A 16,166-nucleotide genomic window follows, 5' to 3' on the forward strand; every position below is an offset into this window, starting at 1 on the left:
CCGGCGCGAACGCGCACCACAGCGGGCGGTGGTGACCGGCCTCACCGGCGGGTCACCACCGCCCGCGCGTTCGTTAGGCTCGGGGCATGACGGTGGCGGTACGGGTCATCCCGTGTCTGGACGTGGACGCCGGGCGCGTGGTCAAGGGGGTCAACTTCCTCGACCTGCGCGACGCCGGCGACCCGGTGGAACTGGCGGCGGCGTACGACCGGGCCGGGGCGGACGAGCTGACCTTCCTCGACGTCACCGCCTCGTCCAGCGACCGGGGCACCATGCTCGACGTGGTGCGGCGCACCGCCGAGTCGGTCTTCATCCCGCTCACCGTCGGCGGCGGCGTCCGCCGGGTCGCCGACGTCGACACGCTGCTGCGCGCCGGGGCGGACAAGGTCGGCGTGAACACCGCGGCCATCGCCCGGCCGGAGCTGATCGCCGAGATCGCCGACCGGTTCGGCCGGCAGGTCCTGGTGCTCTCGCTCGACGTGCGCCGCGCCCCGGACGGCACGACCTCGAGCGGCTTCGAGGTGACCACGCACGGCGGCCGGCGGGGCACCGGGCTGGACGCGGTCGAGTGGGCGGCGCGCGGCGCCGAGCTGGGCGCGGGCGAGATCCTGCTCAACTCGATGGACGCCGACGGCACCAAGGCCGGGTTCGACCTGCCGCTGATCCAGGCGGTCCGCGAGGTGGTCGACGTGCCGGTGATCGCCAGCGGCGGCGCGGGCGCTGTGGCCCACTTCCCGCCGGCCGTCGGCGCCGGGGCGGACGCGGTGCTCGCGGCGAGCGTCTTCCACTTCGGCGAACTGACGGTCGGCGAGGTCAAGGACGCGTTGCGCGGCGCCGGGCACCCGGTGCGCTGAGCCGGCGCTCACGGCCGGCCGGCGTGCCCCTCGGGGGATCGGCGCGGCATCGGGATCGACCGGACCACGTACTCCTGCACGGCGGCGGCGTGGTCGTCCTCGGCGAGCTGCCACTCGGACTCGGCGGGCGGGTGCCGCCGGGTCAGTACGCCCTGCACGGTGTCTACTGTGGTGCCGAGCCCGGCGCTGGGCCGGGTGCGCCAGAGCCGTTCACCGTCCGGGGTGACCCGGAACCAGCCGTCGGCGACGCTGACCAGGCCCGCCCCGACCAGCCGCCGGACCGCGCCCTCCACCTCGTGCCGTTCCGGGATGGCCTGGTTGAGGTGGTCGGCGGTGGAGAGGACGTCGGCCAGCCGTACGCCTTCGGGGCGACGTGTCGCGGCGGCCCGCCGGTGCCGGCCGGCGCCACTGGCGATGACAAGCGCGACGAAGATCCAGGCGTCGCTCCAACGCCATCCGTTCTCCCCCATGCAGGAATGATGCCCGGCCGCGACGGCGGAGGAAACACCTGGTTTCCCTGTTGTGCGTCGTCGCAGCTCAGCGCGTTGCGGATCGGACCGGTCCGTGGCGGTCGGCCCGACTGCGCTCACGTAGCGTAGGCACCGGCCGCCGGCCGTGCGGGCAGTGCGAAGACCGGGATGAAGAACTGGGCCAGCGGGCCGATGGTCAGCGCGTACGCCACGGTGCCGAGGCCGACGGTGCCGCCGAGCAGCCAGCCGAGCGCCAGCACGGTGACCTCGATGACGGTGCGGACCAGCCGGACCGAGAACCGGGGGTGGCGGGCGACGAAGCCGGTCATCAGCCCGTCGCGCGGGCCGGGGCCGAGCCCGGCGCCGAGGTAGAGGCCGGTGGCGGCGCCGTTGGCGACGATCCCGGCGACGAGCAGCGTGACGCGGGCCGCCATGCCCTCGCCGGGCGGCAGCACGGCAAGTGTGGCGTCGACGACCAGTCCGATCACCACGACGTTGCTGACCGTGCCGAGGCCGGGCCGCTGCCGCAGCGGGATCCAGAGCAGCAGCACGAGGGCGCCGACGGCGATGGTGACGGTCCCGAAGGACAGGCCGGTCTGCCGGGCCAGCCCCTGGTGGAACACGTCCCACGGGTCCAGTCCCAGCTCCGAGCGGATCATCAGCGCCATGCTCACGCCGTAGAGGACCAGCCCGGCGTAGAGCTGGGTGAGCCGTCGCGCCGGCCGGTGCCGGAGATTGCCAAGCTGTGCCATGCATGCCACCCTAGGGGCCAATCGCGGTCCTCAAGCGTGCCAATTTCGGGGGTGTGGCTATGACCAGTCAGGTGCGCGGTGTCCAATTGGCGCGGCTCCTCGGCCAGTGGCATGCCCTGCCGGGCCGCCGGCGCAGCCCCGACTACGCCGCGCTCGCCGGCGCCGTCCGCGGCTTGCTCGCCGACGGGCGGCTCCCACTCGGGGTACGCCTGCCGGCCGAGCGGGAACTGGCCGAGGCGCTGCGGATCAGCCGGACCACTGTCACCGCCGCGTACCGGGAACTGCGGGAGAGCGGCCACCTGGCCAGCCGCCGCGGCGCGGGGAGCTGGACCATGCTGCCCGGCGGGCACCGGGTGGCCAGCACCGGGCTGTGGACGCCGCTCGACGACCGCGACATGATCGACCTCGGCGTGGCCGCGCTGTCCGCGCCCCCGCAGCTCGTCCCGGCCGCCCGGGCCGCGGCCGAGGACCTGCCCCGCTACCTCGGCGGCGCCGGCTACCACCCGACCGGCATCATCGAGCTGCGCGAGGCGGTGGCCCGCGCGTACACCGACCGGGGACTGCCCACCAGCCCGGAGCAGATCATGGTCACCAGCGGCACCCAGCACGCGCTGGACCTGGTGCTGCGGCTGGCCCTGTCGCCCGGCGGCGGCGTGCTCGTCGAGTCGCCCACCTACCCCAACGCGCTGGCCGCGCTGTCCGCCCGCCGGGCCCGGATCGCCACCCACGGCCTGTCCGACGAGGGCTGGGACGCCGAACTGCTGCTCGGCAGCCTCCGGCAGACCCGGCCGAAGCTCGCGTACGTGATCCCCGAGTTCCAGAACCCGACCGGCCACCTGATGGCCGCCGACCTGCGCGAGCGGCTGGTCGGCACGGCCCACGCGGCCGGCACCGACCTGGTGGTCGACGAGTCCTTCGTCGACCTGCCGCTGGACGACACCACGTTGCCGCCGCCGGTGGCCGTCTTCGACAGGCACTCCCGGGTGATCAGCATCGGCGGCATGAGCAAGCCCTACTGGGGCGGGCTGCGGATCGGCTGGGTCCGCGCCTCCGCGCCCCAGGTGCAGCGGCTGGCCGCGGCCCGGGTCGGGGTGGACATGGCCAGCCCGGTGCTCGACCAGCTCGTCGCCGTGCACCTGCTCACCGAGGCGCCGGCCATCGTGGCGGCCCGCCGGGCCCAGCTCGTCGCCCAGCGGGACGCCCTGGTCGCCGCGCTCGCCGACCGGCTGCCCGACTGGCGGGTACGGGTACCCGGCGGCGGCGTCACGCTCTGGGCGGAGCTCGACGGGCCGATCTCCAGCGCGCTGGCCCGGGCGGCCGAGGAGGTCGGCGTACGGCTGGCGCCCGGACCGCGGTTCGGCCTGGACGGGACGCTGGAGCGCTTCCTGCGTCTGCCCTTCACCCTGCCCGCCGAGGAACTGGTGGAGGCGGTCGGGCGGCTCGCCGCGGTCCGCTACGACCTGGACCGCACCAGCCGCCCGCAGTGGCGGGAGCCCAGCGTCATCGCCTGACCGCCCGCCCGATCCGGTGGTGAACCGCCCGAACCCCGGCTCCGGGCGGGCCGCTGCCCGCAGACTGCCCGGGTGGGAGACGGGGACGCGGTCCGGTGGTCGTGGGCGGTGCGCCGCAGCGCGCCGGGCTCCCGGACCACCCGGCTGGAGCTCTTCTACGACCTGGTCTTCGTCTTCGCGTTCCTGAGCGTCACCACGCTCACCGCCTCGGTGCTCACGCCGGTCAACCTCTACCGCTTCCTGCTGGTGCTGGCGTTGCTCTGGTGGTCGTGGACCGGCTTCGCGCGGATGGGCAACGCGTTCCGCGCCGACCAGGGGGTGCTGCCGCTGGTCGGCGTCGTCACCGTGGCGGCGACGTTCCTGCTCGTGCTCAGCACACCCAGCGCGTTCGCCAACCGCGGCGGCTTGCTGCCCGGGCCGCTCGTCTTCGCCGGGTGCTACTTCGTGATCCGGACCGCCCAGCTCACCGTCTTCGCCTGGGCCGACCGTGCCGACCCGGCCCGGCGCCGGGGACTGCGGATCCGTTTCCTGGCCCCGACCGTGGCCACGGCGCTGCTCGTCGTCGCCGGGACCCTGCCCGGGCGGCTGCCGCAGGAGCGGCTCGCGGTGTGGCTGCAACTGGCGCTCTGGACGCTGGCGCTGCTCGTCGAATACCTCTCCGGGGCGATCCTGGGCCGGCAGTGGTGGGTGGTCGTCTCGGCCGGGCACTGGGCGGAACGGCACGCGCTGATCGTGCTCGTCGCGCTCGGCGAGTCGCTCATCGCGCTCGGGCTCGGCCCGAAGCGCGGGCTGCCGCTCACCGGGCCGGTCGCGGTCGCCGCGCTGCTCGGCGTGGTGATCGTGGCGACGCTGTGGTGGGCGTACTTCGACACGCTGGCGTTCGCGCTGGAACAGGCCCTGCACCAGGCCCGGGACCGGGCCGCGCGGCTGCGGCTGGCCCGTACCGTCTACACGTTCCTGCACCTGCCGATGGTCGCCGGGATCATCCTCTTCGCCCTCGGCCTCAAGGACCTGCTGGCCGAGGCCACCTCACCGGCGACGCCCGCGTGGGGCCCGCCGCTGGGCGCCTTCTGGGCCGGGATCCTGTTCGGCGGGGTCGGGCTCTACCTGCTCAGCATCGCCGCGTGCTGGTGGCTGGCGGAGCGCCGGGTGCGGCCGCCGCTGCTGGTGACGGTGCTGCTGCTCGTCGCCGCCGTACCGGCCGTCGCCCTTCTCCACGAGCTGAACGCGCTCGTCGTGCTGGCGGTGCTCACCGGCGCGGGCGTGGCCTGGGAGACCCGGGGCGAGAACGGGCGCCGGAGCCGCGTACGCCGGCTCGCGCTGGAGGAGCAGGTCGCCGCCGAGGCCGAGCAGAGCCACTGGCGGCAGCAGCACCTCTGACCGGCACCGACGCGAACGGCCGTGCCCCGGGACGGTGGGGCACGGCCGGCGCGACCGTGTGGCGGTGCGGGCTACAGCTCGGCGAGCGTGCCCTCGTACATCTTGTCGATCTCGGAGGCGAAGTTCGTCTCCACGCTGCGGCGCTTGATCTTCAGCGACGGCGTGACCTCGCCGTCCTCGATGGTCAGGTCACGGGGGAGGATCGTCACCTTCTTGATCGTCTCCCAGCGGTTGAGCTTGGCGTTCAGCTCGGCCACGTACCCCTCGACCATCTCCCGTGCCTGCGGCGAGGTGACGATCGTGGTGTAGTCGCTGCCCTCCAACGGGGTGCCCGCGGCCCAGCCCTTGATCGCGTCCGGGTCCAGCGTGACGAGCATGGTGCAGTAGTTGCGCGCCTGCCCGATCACCACCGCCTGCGAGGTGTACGGGCACACCGCCTTGAACATGCCCTCGATGTGCGACGGCGCGACGTACTTGCCGCCGGAGGTCTTGACCAGGTCCTTCTTCCGGTCGGTGATGCGCAGGTAGCCGTCGGCGTCGAGCGTGCCGATGTCGCCGGTGCGGAAGAAGCCGTCCTCGGTGAACGCGGCGGCGGTCTCCTCGGGCAGGTTGTGGTAGCCGCGCATGACCGGCTTGCCGCGCAGCAGGACCTCACCGTCGGTGTCGATCCGGCACTCCAGGTCGCCCATGGCCCGGCCCACGCTGCCGATCTTCAGCCCGTCCGGCGGGTTCACGAAAGCGCCGGCGCTGGTCTCGGTCAGGCCGTAGCCCTCGGAGATCGGCAGGTTGGCGGCGGCGAAGAAGGTGGCGATCTCCTTGCTCAGCGGCGCCGCGCCGGAGACCAGCACCCGCATCCGGCCGCCGAGCCGGGCCTGGAGCTTGCTGAACACGAGCTTCTCGGCCAGCGCGTACTTCATCCGCAGCCCGGCCGGGACCGGCTTGCCGGCCTGCTCCAGCGCGACCTTCTCCTTGCCGACCCCGACGCCCCAGGCGAAGATCTTGGCCTTGGCCCCGCCCGCGCCCTGCGCGGTGGTGACCGCCTTGTTGTAGACCTTCTCGAAGACCCGGGGTGCGCCGCACATGAGCGTCGGCTGCACCACACCGAGCAGGTCGACGAGCTTGTCCACCCGGCCGTCGACGTACGTGGGCAGGCCGACGTGCGTGGCGCCGCAGAGCAGCGTCTTGCCGAACGAGTGCGACAGCGGCAGCCACAGGTACTGCAGGTCGTCGACGCGCAGCAGGCCCAGCTCGGCCTGCGCCACGCCCTCCCAGCACCAGCCGCCGTGCAGCAGCTCCACGCCCTTCGGGCGGCCGGTGGTGCCCGAGGTGTAGATCAGCGTGGCCAGGTGGTCCGGGCCGATGCCGGCGACGAGCATGTCGATCAGGTCCGGCTCGGCGCTCAGCGCGGCGGCGCCGCGCTCCTCCAGCTCGGCCAGGGTGAGCTGCGGGACGGCCGCCGCCGGGTCGGGCGTGCCGTCGAAGAGCACGACGTGGGTCAGCGCGGGCAGGTCCGCCCCGGCGATCTTCGCCGCCTGGGCCGGGTTCTCCGCGAACAGCACCTTGGAGCCGGAGTCGGCGATGATGTAGACCGCGTCCTCGGGCTCGGTGGTGGGGTAGACGGTGGTGGTGGCACCGCCGGCGCACATGATGCCGAAGTCGGCGAGCACCCAGTCCAGGCGCGTGTTGGCCAGGATCGCGACCGGGTTCTCCAGGCCGACACCGAGCCCGTGCAACCCGGCGGCGATCGCCTTGGCGCGCTGCCCGACCTGCTCCCACGTCAGCCAGACCGGGCCCGAGTCGTCGGGTGCGGGGTGGGCGAAGGCGTGCCGGTCGGGGGAATCCGCCACGCGCTTGAGGAACATGTCGGGTACGGAACGGTACGGTACATCGAGAGCCATCGCTGTAGCCGCCTTCAGGGGTGGAGGGACGTGACGGGGGTCACGCCGGTCTGCGGTTACCGAAGGGTATTGCGTGCACCCGGCCAGCGGCTAGCCCCGATCGGCCGAGTCGCCGGCGGTCCCGCCTGCTGGAACCGGTCAGGCGTACCGGCCGGCCGCGCGAGACCAGTCGTACGTGGCCCGGATCCAGTCCCGGCGGGTGTCCAGGAAGACCCGCATCCCCTCGTCGGCCACCGCGCTCAGCGCCGCGTCCCGCTCCGCGTACGTGGCGAGGGCCTTGTTGAACCGGTCCGCCGCCGCGTACAGCGCCGACGTCTCGTCCCCACCGGTCTCGCCCGCGATCGTGGTGACCAGGTTGTGCGCCTCCGGGGCGGCGCCGCGCTCCTTGCCGTAGGAGAACAGGTCGTTGCACCAGCAGACCAGGTCCGTGGCCAGCGCGTCCAGCGCGGTGAGCGCCGGCGCGACCCGCTGGTCGGCCCGGGGCGCGGACGGGCGGGCCAGGTCGGTCACCGTGAAGCTGGGGCGTACGCCGCCGGTGTGGCGGCGCATCTGCGTGTACTCGGCCACCCCCGGCACCCGGTGGCGCTCCCGGTTGGCGGCCTCCCAGAGCAGCGCCAGCAGGTACTCCCGCAACTGACTGACCAGGCGCAGCAGGTGAGCCGGCCGGCCCCGGTCGCGGGCCCGGCGGCACAGGTCGTGCAGCGCGAGGGCGATCGCACCGCCGTCGGTGGGTGCGGGCGCCTCCGGGTCGCCGTGCTGGTCGAGCACCGCCAGCAGCGCGGCAAGCGTGGGTGCCAGCAGCGTGGGCGTCGCGCCGAGCCCGTCGTCGTCGCAGGCGTCGTCCACCACGAACAGCCAGTTGATCAGGTCGGTGAGCATCCGCAGCCCGGGCGCCGACGCCTCGGGGCAGGCGCGTGCGGCCAGCTCCGCGGCGTGCGCGCCTTCCAGGCGCCGGCGCCCGGCCTGGTCCTTCACCAGGCCGAAGTCTCGTACCCAGGCGGCGCTCTCCGCGGCCACCTGGTCGACGGCGGGGTGACGCCGGGAGGGAAAGGGCGGCTCGTGCAGTGCCGAGAGGGCGAAGTCGCGCATCGTCGTCCCCTGTCCGCCGCCCCGCGGGGTGGGGCTGCCGCGCAGGAGCGTACGGGAGTACGTAACCGTTATCGAAGTCGGTCCGTCCACTTTCCACAGTGTGCGAGCGGCCGGCTGCACACCCTCGGTCAGAGTCCCAGCTCGGCCGTGCGCAGGCGCTCGGCGCGGTCGGCCGGACCGTCCACCTGGACCCGGGCCACCCGCTGCCGGCCGGTGAGGAACAGCACCAGCTCGCCCGGCGCACCCACCACCCGCAGCCGTTCGCCGCCGGCGCCGGCCCGCAGTTCGCCGTACCCCGGGGCCTGCACCAGCACCTCGGCCGGGAACCGCCGCAGCGCCATCCGGGCCAGCAGGGACACCCGCTTCCACAGCACCGCCTGCTGCGCGGCCGGCAGGTCACGCGGGTGCCAGCCCGGGCGGGCGCGCCGCACGTCCTCGTGGTGGATGAAGAACTCCATCCCGTTCGCCAGCTCGTCGGTGAGCGGGTTGCTCACCGGGCTCCACACCGGGGGCCGGCGCACCCGGGCGATCAGGTCGGCGTACGGCCCGGCGGCGATCCGCCTGCGGACCGACTCGCCGTAGCCGCGCAGCGGCGGCAGCAGGATCCCGCCCGCCGCGTCCGGCCGGCGCTCCCGCACCAGCAGGTGCGCCGCCAGGTCACGGGTCGACCACCCCTCGTTCACAGTCGGTGCGTCCGGTCCCAGTTCCAGCATCAGGTCGGCGAGCGCCTCGCGCTCCGCTCGGGCGTACCGCGGCATGGCCCGATCGTAGGCCCGTCCCGGCCGATCGGCGCGCCACGCCCGGCACGGCGGCGGGCCGGAGTGTCCCGCCCCGTGGTCCGCCCAGGTCCGGCGCAACGTGACGGCGGACATATCCCGGCCGGGTCGGCGAAGCTGGCGGCGAGCGGTAAGGATGGGGGAGAAAACTGCGGCTTACGGCGGGGGAGAGCGTGGCGAGCGGGACAAGTCGGGACGTGCTCGGCAGGGGGCTACGGGTGCTCGGCCGGGCCATCCGGGAACAGCCACGGATCTTCGCGGTCGCGGTCAGCGGCAGCGTGCTGTTCGGCCTCCTGGTGATCGCGAGCGCGTACGTGGTCGGCGCGGTGGTCGGCGACGTGGTCGTGCCGGCCGTGGAGCGCGGCGAGGTGGCGAGCGGGGCGCTGGCGCTCGCCGCGGCGGCGCTGTTCGGCATCAGCGTGCTGCGGGTCGTCGGCATCTTCGGCCGCCGGCTCGGCGCCGGTTACATGCAGTACCGGCTCCAGGCCGCCTACCGCCGCCGGGTCACCCGCCGCTACCTGGACCTGCCGCTCTCCTGGCACCACCGCAACTCCACCGGCACGCTGCTGTCCAACGCCAACTCCGACGTGGAGGCGGCCTGGTACCCGATCGCCCCACTGCCGTTCGCGGTCGGCACGCTGGTGATGCTCGTCGGCGCGGTGGCCTCGCTGTTCTTCACCGACTGGGCGCTGGCCCTGGTCGGCCTCGCGGTGTTCCCCGCGCTGTTCGCGCTCAACGTCGTCTACTCCCGCCGGATGGCGCCCCGGCAGGCCCGGGCGCAGCGGCTGCGGGCCGAGGTCAGCGGCATCGCGCACGAGAGCTTCGACGGCGCGCTGGTGGTCAAGACGATGGGCCGCGAGGCCCAGGAGACGGCCCGCTTCGCGTCCCGCGCCGGTGAACTGCGCGACGCGCTGATCTCGGTCGGCCGGCTGCGCGGCGTGTTCGACCCGATGCTGGAGACGCTGCCCAGCCTCGGCACGCTCGCCGTGCTGGTGGTCGGCGCGATCCGGTACCGGCAGGGCGCGATCAGCGTGACCGAGCTGGTCAGCGTCGCGTTCCTGTTCACCGTGCTGGCCTTCCCGGTACGCGCCATCGGCTGGGTGCTGGCCGAACTGCCGCGCAGCGTCGCCGGCTGGGACCGGGTCCGCCGGGTGCTCGACGCGACAGGCGAGATGCCGTACGGCACGAGGACACTCGACCCGGCCACCCGCGAGCCGGCCACGCTCGGCTTCGACGACGTGCACTTCGCGTACGAGCCGGCCGAGGCGCACCTGCCCGGTGCCAAGGTGCTCGGCGAGGTGACGTTCACCGTGCCGGCCGGGAAGACGGTCGCGCTGGTCGGCCCCACCGGCGCGGGCAAGTCGACGATCGCCTCGCTCGCCGTGCGCCTGGTCGATCCGGGCGCCGGACGGGTCACGCTGGACGGCGTGGACGTGCGGGAGCTGACCGCCGCCTCGCTCGCCGGCAACGTGGCGCTGGTGGCGCAGGTGCCGTTCGTCTTCGACGACACGGTCCGGGCCAACATCGCGCTCGACCGGGCCGGCATCGGCGACGACGAGGTGTGGGCGGCGCTGCGGCTGGCCGAGGCGGACGGTTTCGTGGCCGCGCTGCCGGACGGGCTGGACACCATGGTCGGCGAGCGGGGCACGTCGCTGTCCGGCGGTCAGCGCCAGCGGCTCACGCTGGCCCGGGCGCTCGCCGGGCGGCCCCGGCTGCTGGTGCTCGACGACGCCACCAGCGCCGTCGACCCGCGGGTCGAGGCGGCCATCCTGGCCGGGCTGCGCGCGCCCACCGACGGCGGCGCCCCGGCGTCGATCCTGGTGGTGGCGTACCGCCGGGCCACCATCGCGCTCGCCGACGAGGTGATCTACGTGGAGCAGGGCCGGGTGGTCGCCCGCGGCACCCACACCGAGCTGCTGGCCACCGTGCCCGGCTACGCCGACCTGGTCACCGCGTACGAGCAGGCCGAGCAGGAACGCGAGCAGAATCGGACGTACGACGAGGTCACCCCGTTGACCTCGGGCCTGGAGGTGGAGCGGTGAGTACGGCCACGGGGGAGAGCACCGAGACCACAGAGGCCACCGAGTCGACCTGGCGGACGCTGCGGCGCGGCCTGGCGCTCTCCCCGGAGCTGCGCACCGGCCTCGCCGGCACGCTGGCGCTGGCACTGGTCTACATGATCGGCCGGGTCGCCGTGCCGGTGGCGGTGCAGCGCGGCATCGACCACGGCATCGTCGGCGGGCTCGACCTGAACGTCATCTCGCTCACCGTGGCGATCACCGCCGGGGTGCTGGTGGTCACCACCGCCTGCGGTTACCTGATGATGCGCCGCCTGTTCACGGTCAGCGAGACCGCGCTGGCCGGGGTGCGCACCCGGGCGTTCCGGCACGTGCACGACCTGTCCATGCTGCACCAGCAGTCCGAGCGGCGCGGCTCGCTCGTCTCCCGGGTCACCAGCGACGTCGACCAGATCACCCAGTTCCTCCAGTGGGGCGGCGTGATCCTGATCGTCAACCTGGGCCAGCTGCTGGTGACGACCGCCGTGATGCTCGCGTACTCCTGGCAGTTGACGCTCGTGGTGCTCGTCGCGTTCGCGCCCGCGGTGCTGGTGATCCGGCAGTTGCAGCGCCGCCTCGCCGGGGCGTACGGGCTGGTGCGGCAGCGCACCGGCACGCTGCTCGGCGCGATCGGCGAGAGCGTGGTGGGCGCGCCGGTGATCCGGGCGTACGGCATCGCCGGGCGCACCGCGCGGCGGCTGGACACGGCCATCGACGGGCAGCGGGTGGCCCAGCAGCGGGCCATCCGGATCAGCATCATGGGCAGCTCGGTGGGCGAACTGGCGGCCGGGCTGGCGCTGGCCGGCGTGGTCGTGGTCGGGGTCAGCCTGGGTGTCGACGGCACGCTGTCGATCGGCCAGCTCACCGCGTTCCTGTTCCTGGTCACGCTGTTCATCCAGCCGGTGCAGATCGCCACCGAGGTGCTCAACGAGGCGCAGAACGCGATCGCCGGCTGGCGCCGGGTGCTGGACGTGCTGGACGTCTCCCCGGACGTCGCCGACCCGGGCGAGCAGGGCCGGAACCTGCCACCCGGGCCGCTGGACGCCCGGTTCGCCGGCGTGACGTTCGCCTACCCGGGCGGGCCGCCGGTGCTGCACGACGTGACGCTGGACATCCCGGCGAAGAGCCGGGTGGCGGTGGTGGGCGAGACCGGGAGCGGCAAGACCACGTTCGCCAAGCTGCTCACCCGCCTGATGGACCCGACCGAGGGCGCGGTGCTGCTCTCCGGCGTCGACCTGCGGCAGGTGCGCTTCGACTCGCTGCGCTCCCGGGTGGTCATGGTGCCGCAGGACGGCTTCCTGTTCGACGCCACGGTCGGGGAGAACGTCCGCTTCGCCCGCCCCGACCTGACCGACGAGCGGCTCACCGCCGCCTTCGCCGAGCTGGGCCTCTCCGACTGGCTGGACGGGCTGCCGTCCGGGCTGGACACGCCGGTCGGCGAGCGCGGGGAGGCGCTGAGCGTCGGCGAGCGGCAGCTCGTGGCGCTGGCCCGGGCGTACGTCGCGGACCCGGACCTGCTGGTGCTCGACGAGGCGACGAGTGCTGTCGACCCGGCCACCGAGGTCCGCCTGCAACGGACGCTCGACGCGGTGACCCGGGGCCGGACCACGCTCGCCATCGCGCACCGGCTGTCCACCGCGCAGGCGGCGGACGAGGTGATCGTGGTGGACCGGGGCCGGATCGTGCAGCGCGGCCCGCACGACGAGCTGGTCCGCGACGTCGACTCGGTGTATGCCCTGCTGTACGCCTCCTGGCTGGAGCAGACCCGCTGATCTTGGCGGGTCCACCAGGGCTGGAGCAGACCCGGTGACCGGTCAGCGGGAGTAGAACTCCACCACCAGCTGCTCGTCGCAGACCACCGGCACCTCGTGCCGGGCCGGTTCGCGTACCAGCGTGGCGCGCAGCTCGGCCGGCTGCGCCGACAGGTACGGCCGCGGCTGCGCGTCGGCGTGCGCCCCGGTGGCGGCGAGCTGGAACGGCGGCAGCGCGCGGCTGCGCTCGCGCACGCCGACCACCTGGCCGGGACGCAGCCGGTACGACGGCCGGTCGACCTTGCGTCCGTCGACGGTGATGTGGCCGTGTGCGACGAGCTGGCGGGCCTGGTAGACGCTGCGCGCCAGCCCGGCCCGCAGCACCACCGCGTCGAGGCGCCGCTCCAGCAGCGCGACCAGCGTCTCGCCGGTCTTGCCGGAGCCCCGGGCGGCCTCGTCGAACAGGCGGCGCAGCTGGGCCTCGCTGACGTTGTACTGGTGGCGCAGCCGCTGCTTCTCCAGCAGCCGCACCTGGTAGTCGGAGGTGGTGCGGCGGGACCGGCCGTGCACGCCCGGGGGATAGGGGCGCCGCTCGAAGTACCGCACGCACTTGCGGGTCAGCGGGATTCCGAGGGCGCGGGAGAGCCGTGCCTTGGGCCGGGGGTGGTTCACGTCGACGTCTCCGATCGTCTAGCCTGCTTCTTAGGTAAGCCTAACCTATCTTGAGGAGGTCGGGATCATGCGGCCCAGCCCGGCGGAGATCGTGCGAACCCTTGTCGCGGGCCGGTTGCCCGCCCTCGTCCACCTGGCCCGGCACCCCGGCCCGCACCAGGTCCGGCACGCCGTCGACCCGGACGGGCGGGTGCTGCTGCTCGTACCCGTGGTCAGTGACCTCGCCGCGGCGCTCGTGCCGCCGGCGGGCGACGCCGACGTGGCCACCGTGCTCGACGTGCTCGACCTGCCGCCCGCGGCCGGGGCGCCCTCGCTCGGCCGGGCCTGGGTCTCCGGCTGGGCGACGCGGCTGGACGGCGACGAGGCCCGCGACGCGGCAGTCGACTTCGCCGCCACCGACCCGACCGGCGACCTGCTCGACGTGGGCAGCCGGTTCCACCTGCACCGCTTCGAGGTGGCCGAGGCCCGCTGGGAACGCGCCGGGCGCGTGCGCCGGGTCGACCCCGAGGCGTACGCGGAGGCCGAGCCGGATCCGCTGCACCCGGTCGAGGCCGACCTCCTCGCGGACCTGGCCGACCACCACGCCGAGCAGGTCGGCGACTATCTGCGGCGGCGGCTGGACCTGCCCGGCGACCAGGTGCCGCGGGTGGTCCGGATCGACAGGTACGGCCTGCTGGTCGCGCACGGACGCCCCGGCGCGACCCGGCGGGCCCGGCTCGCCTTCCCCCGGCCGGTCGCCGACGTGGCGGAGCTGTCCCGCCTGCTGCACCCGATGCTCTGCCCCCGCGCCGCCGCCTGAGCCGGCCGGCGCGCCCGGCTCAGGTGATGTCGCCGGTGAGGTACCGCTGGACCGTCGGGCCGATGGCTGCCACCAGCGTCGCCGGCTCGGCGGTGGCGACGGCGTCGAGGCGGAGCACGTATCGCATCATGGCCAGCCCGGCGAGCTGCGTGGCGACCAGGCCGCCGCGCAGCGCGCGCTGGGCCGGGTCGACGTCGAGCTGGTCGAGCACCCGCCGCAGCACCTGCGTGACCAGGAACTCGCGCAGCAGGCGCGCGGTCCAGTCGTTGCTGACGGCCGAGCGCAGCAGCGCCACCGCGGCGGTGCCGGTGGGGGAGTCCCAGACCTCCAGGAACACCCGGACCATCCGCTCGCCGAGCGCGTCCGGGCCGCCGGCGAGCACCGCCGGCAGCAGCCGTCCCGGGTCGGCGGGGAACGCCGTCGCGGCCCGGAACAGCTCCTCCTTGCCGCCGAAGTAGTGGTGCACGAGCGCCGGGTCCACTCCGGCCGCGGCGGCGATGGCCCGGATGGACGCGGCGTCGAACCCGCGCTCGGCGAACGCCTCCCGGGCCGCGGCGAGGATCGCCTCGCGGGTGTCCGGGGTGCCGGGCCGCCGCCCGGTGCGCCGCGCGTTCACCCGCTGCGCCGGCGCAGCGTCGCGGCGGCCAGCACCAGCGCCGCCACCGCCGCCCCGGCCACGACCGCCACGTCCCGCCACATCGTCCCGGTCGGTTCGGCGTGCGCGCCGACCTCCTGCAACGCCTCGACCGCGTACGACAGCGGCAGCGCGTCGCTGATCGCCTGGAGCCAGCCGGCCATCTGGTCGCGCGGCACGAACAGGCCGCACAGCAGCAGTTGCGGCGCCACCACCACCGGCATGAACTGGACCGCCTGGAACTCGGTGCGGGCGAACGCCGAGCAGAACAACCCGAGCGCCACCGCGAGCACCGCGTTCACCCCGGCGATCAGCACGACCAGCCACGCGCTGCCCGCGGTCTCCAGCCCGAACACCCGGTACGCGACGACCGAGGCGACAGTGGACTGGAGCACCCCGGCCAGGCCGAACGCGATGCCGTACCCGAACAGCAGGTCGAGCTTGCCCAGCGGCGTGGTGAGCAGGCGCTCCAGCGTTCCAGTGGTGCGCTCGCGGAGCATGGCGATGCTGGTCACGAGGAACATGATGATGAACGGGAAGAAGCCCAGCATGATCAGGGCCACCCGGTCGAACGTACTGGGCCCGCCGGGCGGGGCGGGCTGGTCGACGTACATGTAGTAGACGAGCGTGAGCAGCACCGACGGCACCACGACGAGCAGCGCCACGGTCCGCCGGTCGTGGCGGAGCTGGCGCAGGATGCGCCCGGTGGTGGCGGCCAGGATCCGTCCGTTCATCGCGCCTCTCCCTCGGCGTCGCGGATCAGGCGCAGGAACGCCTCTTCCAGGTCGTCGGTCCCGGTGGCGGCGCGGACCGCGGCCGGGGTGTCGTCGGCGACCAGCCGGCCCTCGCGGATCAGCAGCAGCCGGTCGCAGCGGGCGGCCTCGTCCATCACGTGGCTGGACACCAGCAGCGTGGTGCCGTTCGCGGCCATCGCGTGGAACCGGGCCCACAGGTCGGCCCGCAGCACCGGGTCCTGGCCGACAGTGGGTTCGTCGAGGACGACCAGCTCCGGTTCGCCGACGAGCGCGCAGGCGAGCGAGGCGCGGCTGCGCTGGCCGCCGGAGAGCGTGCCGACGAGCTGGTCGGCCGCCTTGCCGAGGCCGACGTCGGCCACCGCGCGGTCGGCCTCGGCGCGGCCCCGGCCCTGGAGCGCCGCGAAGTAGCGGGCGTTCTCCCGCACCGTCAGGTCGGCGTAGACGCTCGGCGCCTGGGTCAGGTAGCCCACCCGGCGGCGCAGGTCGGCCGAGCCGGCCGGGCGGCCGAGCACGTCGACGGCGCCGGAGCCGACCGTCTGCACGCCGACCACCGCGCGCATCAGCGTGGTCTTGCCACTGCCGCTGGGCCCGAGCAGCCCGGTCACCGTGCCCCGGGGCACCACGCAGCTGATGCCGTGCAGCACCCGCCGCCCGCCCCGGTCGACCACCAGCTCGCGGACCGACACCGCGTCGTCCATGCTCGCCTCCGTCAATTCATCACCCGTTGAACTCAACGGTAGGTGAATTCCGTCTCCAGGGCAATGAGGG

The 16,166-nt window shown here is 74.3% G+C and carries 15 protein-coding genes; 6 read left to right on the plus strand and 9 right to left on the minus strand.

Annotated features, from left to right (window positions below; genetic code table 11):
• Window positions 1–86 precede the first annotated feature (86 nt).
• Window positions 87–854 carry an imidazole glycerol phosphate synthase subunit HisF gene (gene hisF / locus OC439_RS19165; RefSeq protein ID WP_262014615.1) on the plus strand — a complete coding sequence of 256 codons (768 nt, stop codon included), beginning with the start codon at window positions 87–89 and terminating at the stop codon, window positions 852–854.
• An 8-nt stretch (window positions 855–862) separates the two neighbouring features.
• On the opposite strand, the gene OC439_RS19170 is transcribed toward hisF, so the two are convergent.
• The gene (locus OC439_RS19170; RefSeq protein ID WP_262014616.1) at window positions 863–1,324 is read right to left on the minus strand and encodes a hypothetical protein; all 462 of its coding nucleotides are present in this window, start codon (window positions 1,322–1,324) and stop codon (window positions 863–865) included.
• Window positions 1,325–1,440: 116 nt separating this feature from the next.
• Window positions 1,441–2,076 (minus strand): YczE/YyaS/YitT family protein, encoded by a 636-nt coding sequence (locus OC439_RS19175; RefSeq protein WP_262014617.1) that lies wholly within the window; start codon window positions 2,074–2,076, stop codon window positions 1,441–1,443.
• A gap of 59 nt (window positions 2,077–2,135) precedes the next feature.
• On the opposite strand from OC439_RS19175, the gene OC439_RS19180 reads away from it, so the two are divergent.
• Window positions 2,136–3,587, plus strand: coding sequence for a PLP-dependent aminotransferase family protein (locus OC439_RS19180; protein WP_262014618.1), 1,452 nt, complete (start codon window positions 2,136–2,138; stop codon window positions 3,585–3,587).
• Window positions 3,588–3,659: 72 nt separating this feature from the next.
• Entirely contained in the window at window positions 3,660–4,967 is a 1,308-nt protein-coding gene (locus OC439_RS19185) for a low temperature requirement protein A (RefSeq protein WP_262014619.1), read from the plus strand.
• A 71-nt stretch (window positions 4,968–5,038) separates the two neighbouring features.
• Here OC439_RS19185 and OC439_RS19190 read toward each other — a convergent pair whose 3' ends face one another.
• The 3 genes from OC439_RS19190 to OC439_RS19200 form a co-directional block, all read right to left on the minus strand.
• The gene (locus tag OC439_RS19190) at window positions 5,039–6,865 is read right to left on the minus strand and encodes an AMP-dependent synthetase/ligase (protein WP_262014620.1); all 1,827 of its coding nucleotides are present in this window, start codon (window positions 6,863–6,865) and stop codon (window positions 5,039–5,041) included.
• 138 nt (window positions 6,866–7,003) lie between these two features.
• Window positions 7,004–7,954: a terpene synthase family protein gene (locus OC439_RS19195; RefSeq protein WP_262014621.1), complete on the minus strand. Its 951-nt coding sequence runs from the start codon at window positions 7,952–7,954 to the stop codon at window positions 7,004–7,006.
• Window positions 7,955–8,082: 128 nt separating this feature from the next.
• Window positions 8,083–8,712 (minus strand): TIGR03085 family metal-binding protein, encoded by a 630-nt coding sequence (locus OC439_RS19200; protein ID WP_262014622.1) that lies wholly within the window; start codon window positions 8,710–8,712, stop codon window positions 8,083–8,085.
• Between the two features lie 191 nt (window positions 8,713–8,903).
• Between OC439_RS19200 and OC439_RS19205 the strand changes: the two genes are divergently transcribed.
• Together OC439_RS19205 and OC439_RS19210 are read left to right on the plus strand one after the other, a co-directional pair.
• Entirely contained in the window at window positions 8,904–10,772 is a 1,869-nt protein-coding gene (locus tag OC439_RS19205; RefSeq protein ID WP_262014623.1) for an ABC transporter ATP-binding protein, read from the plus strand.
• Complete coding sequence (locus OC439_RS19210) at window positions 10,769–12,559, plus strand: ABC transporter ATP-binding protein (RefSeq protein ID WP_262014624.1); 1,791 nt, start codon at window positions 10,769–10,771, stop codon at window positions 12,557–12,559. The genes OC439_RS19205 and OC439_RS19210 overlap by 4 nt, the downstream gene beginning before the upstream one ends.
• 42 nt (window positions 12,560–12,601) lie before the next feature.
• Here OC439_RS19210 and rpsD read toward each other — a convergent pair whose 3' ends face one another.
• The gene (gene rpsD / locus OC439_RS19215; RefSeq protein WP_262014625.1) at window positions 12,602–13,210 is read right to left on the minus strand and encodes a 30S ribosomal protein S4; all 609 of its coding nucleotides are present in this window, start codon (window positions 13,208–13,210) and stop codon (window positions 12,602–12,604) included.
• A 67-nt stretch (window positions 13,211–13,277) separates the two neighbouring features.
• On the opposite strand from rpsD, the gene OC439_RS19220 reads away from it, so the two are divergent.
• The gene (locus OC439_RS19220; RefSeq protein WP_262014626.1) at window positions 13,278–14,009 is read left to right on the plus strand and encodes a DUF2470 domain-containing protein; all 732 of its coding nucleotides are present in this window, start codon (window positions 13,278–13,280) and stop codon (window positions 14,007–14,009) included.
• 19 nt (window positions 14,010–14,028) lie between these two features.
• Here the strand turns inward: OC439_RS19220 and OC439_RS19225 are convergent, their stop codons facing one another.
• The 3 genes from OC439_RS19225 to OC439_RS19235 are packed head-to-tail and all read right to left on the minus strand — an operon-like array spanning window position 14,029 to window position 16,096.
• Window positions 14,029–14,625 (minus strand): TetR family transcriptional regulator, encoded by a 597-nt coding sequence (locus OC439_RS19225; protein ID WP_013475814.1) that lies wholly within the window; start codon window positions 14,623–14,625, stop codon window positions 14,029–14,031.
• A complete protein-coding gene (locus tag OC439_RS19230) occupies window positions 14,622–15,377 on the minus strand; it encodes an ABC transporter permease (protein WP_262014627.1) in 756 nt (251 codons plus the stop codon). Before OC439_RS19230 ends, OC439_RS19225 begins: the two co-directional genes overlap by 4 nt.
• Window positions 15,374–16,096 (minus strand): ABC transporter ATP-binding protein, encoded by a 723-nt coding sequence (locus OC439_RS19235; protein ID WP_262014628.1) that lies wholly within the window; start codon window positions 16,094–16,096, stop codon window positions 15,374–15,376. Before OC439_RS19235 ends, OC439_RS19230 begins: the two co-directional genes overlap by 4 nt.
• Between the last annotated feature and the right edge of the window lie 70 nt (window positions 16,097–16,166).

This window comes from Micromonospora sp. Mcm103 (assembly GCF_024519755.1).
In the GTDB taxonomy this organism is placed as follows: domain Bacteria; phylum Actinomycetota; class Actinomycetes; order Mycobacteriales; family Micromonosporaceae; genus Micromonospora; species Micromonospora aurantiaca.

What these genes read in the sequence shown, in the direction of transcription:
- hisF (WP_262014615.1), top strand. Translation starts at nt 87, where the DNA reads ATGACGGTGGCGGTACGGGTCATCCCGTGTCTGGACGTGGACGCCGGG.
- OC439_RS19170 (WP_262014616.1), bottom strand. Translation starts at nt 1,324, where the DNA reads ATGGGGGAGAACGGATGGCGTTGGAGCGACGCCTGGATCTTCGTCGCG.
- OC439_RS19175 (WP_262014617.1), bottom strand. Translation starts at nt 2,076, where the DNA reads ATGGCACAGCTTGGCAATCTCCGGCACCGGCCGGCGCGACGGCTCACC.
- OC439_RS19180 (WP_262014618.1), top strand. Translation starts at nt 2,136, where the DNA reads ATGACCAGTCAGGTGCGCGGTGTCCAATTGGCGCGGCTCCTCGGCCAG.
- OC439_RS19190 (WP_262014620.1), bottom strand. Translation starts at nt 6,865, where the DNA reads ATGGCTCTCGATGTACCGTACCGTTCCGTACCCGACATGTTCCTCAAG.
- OC439_RS19195 (WP_262014621.1), bottom strand. Translation starts at nt 7,954, where the DNA reads ATGCGCGACTTCGCCCTCTCGGCACTGCACGAGCCGCCCTTTCCCTCC.
- OC439_RS19200 (WP_262014622.1), bottom strand. Translation starts at nt 8,712, where the DNA reads ATGCCGCGGTACGCCCGAGCGGAGCGCGAGGCGCTCGCCGACCTGATG.
- OC439_RS19220 (WP_262014626.1), top strand. Translation starts at nt 13,278, where the DNA reads ATGCGGCCCAGCCCGGCGGAGATCGTGCGAACCCTTGTCGCGGGCCGG.
- OC439_RS19230 (WP_262014627.1), bottom strand. Translation starts at nt 15,377, where the DNA reads ATGAACGGACGGATCCTGGCCGCCACCACCGGGCGCATCCTGCGCCAG.
- OC439_RS19235 (WP_262014628.1), bottom strand. Translation starts at nt 16,096, where the DNA reads ATGGACGACGCGGTGTCGGTCCGCGAGCTGGTGGTCGACCGGGGCGGG.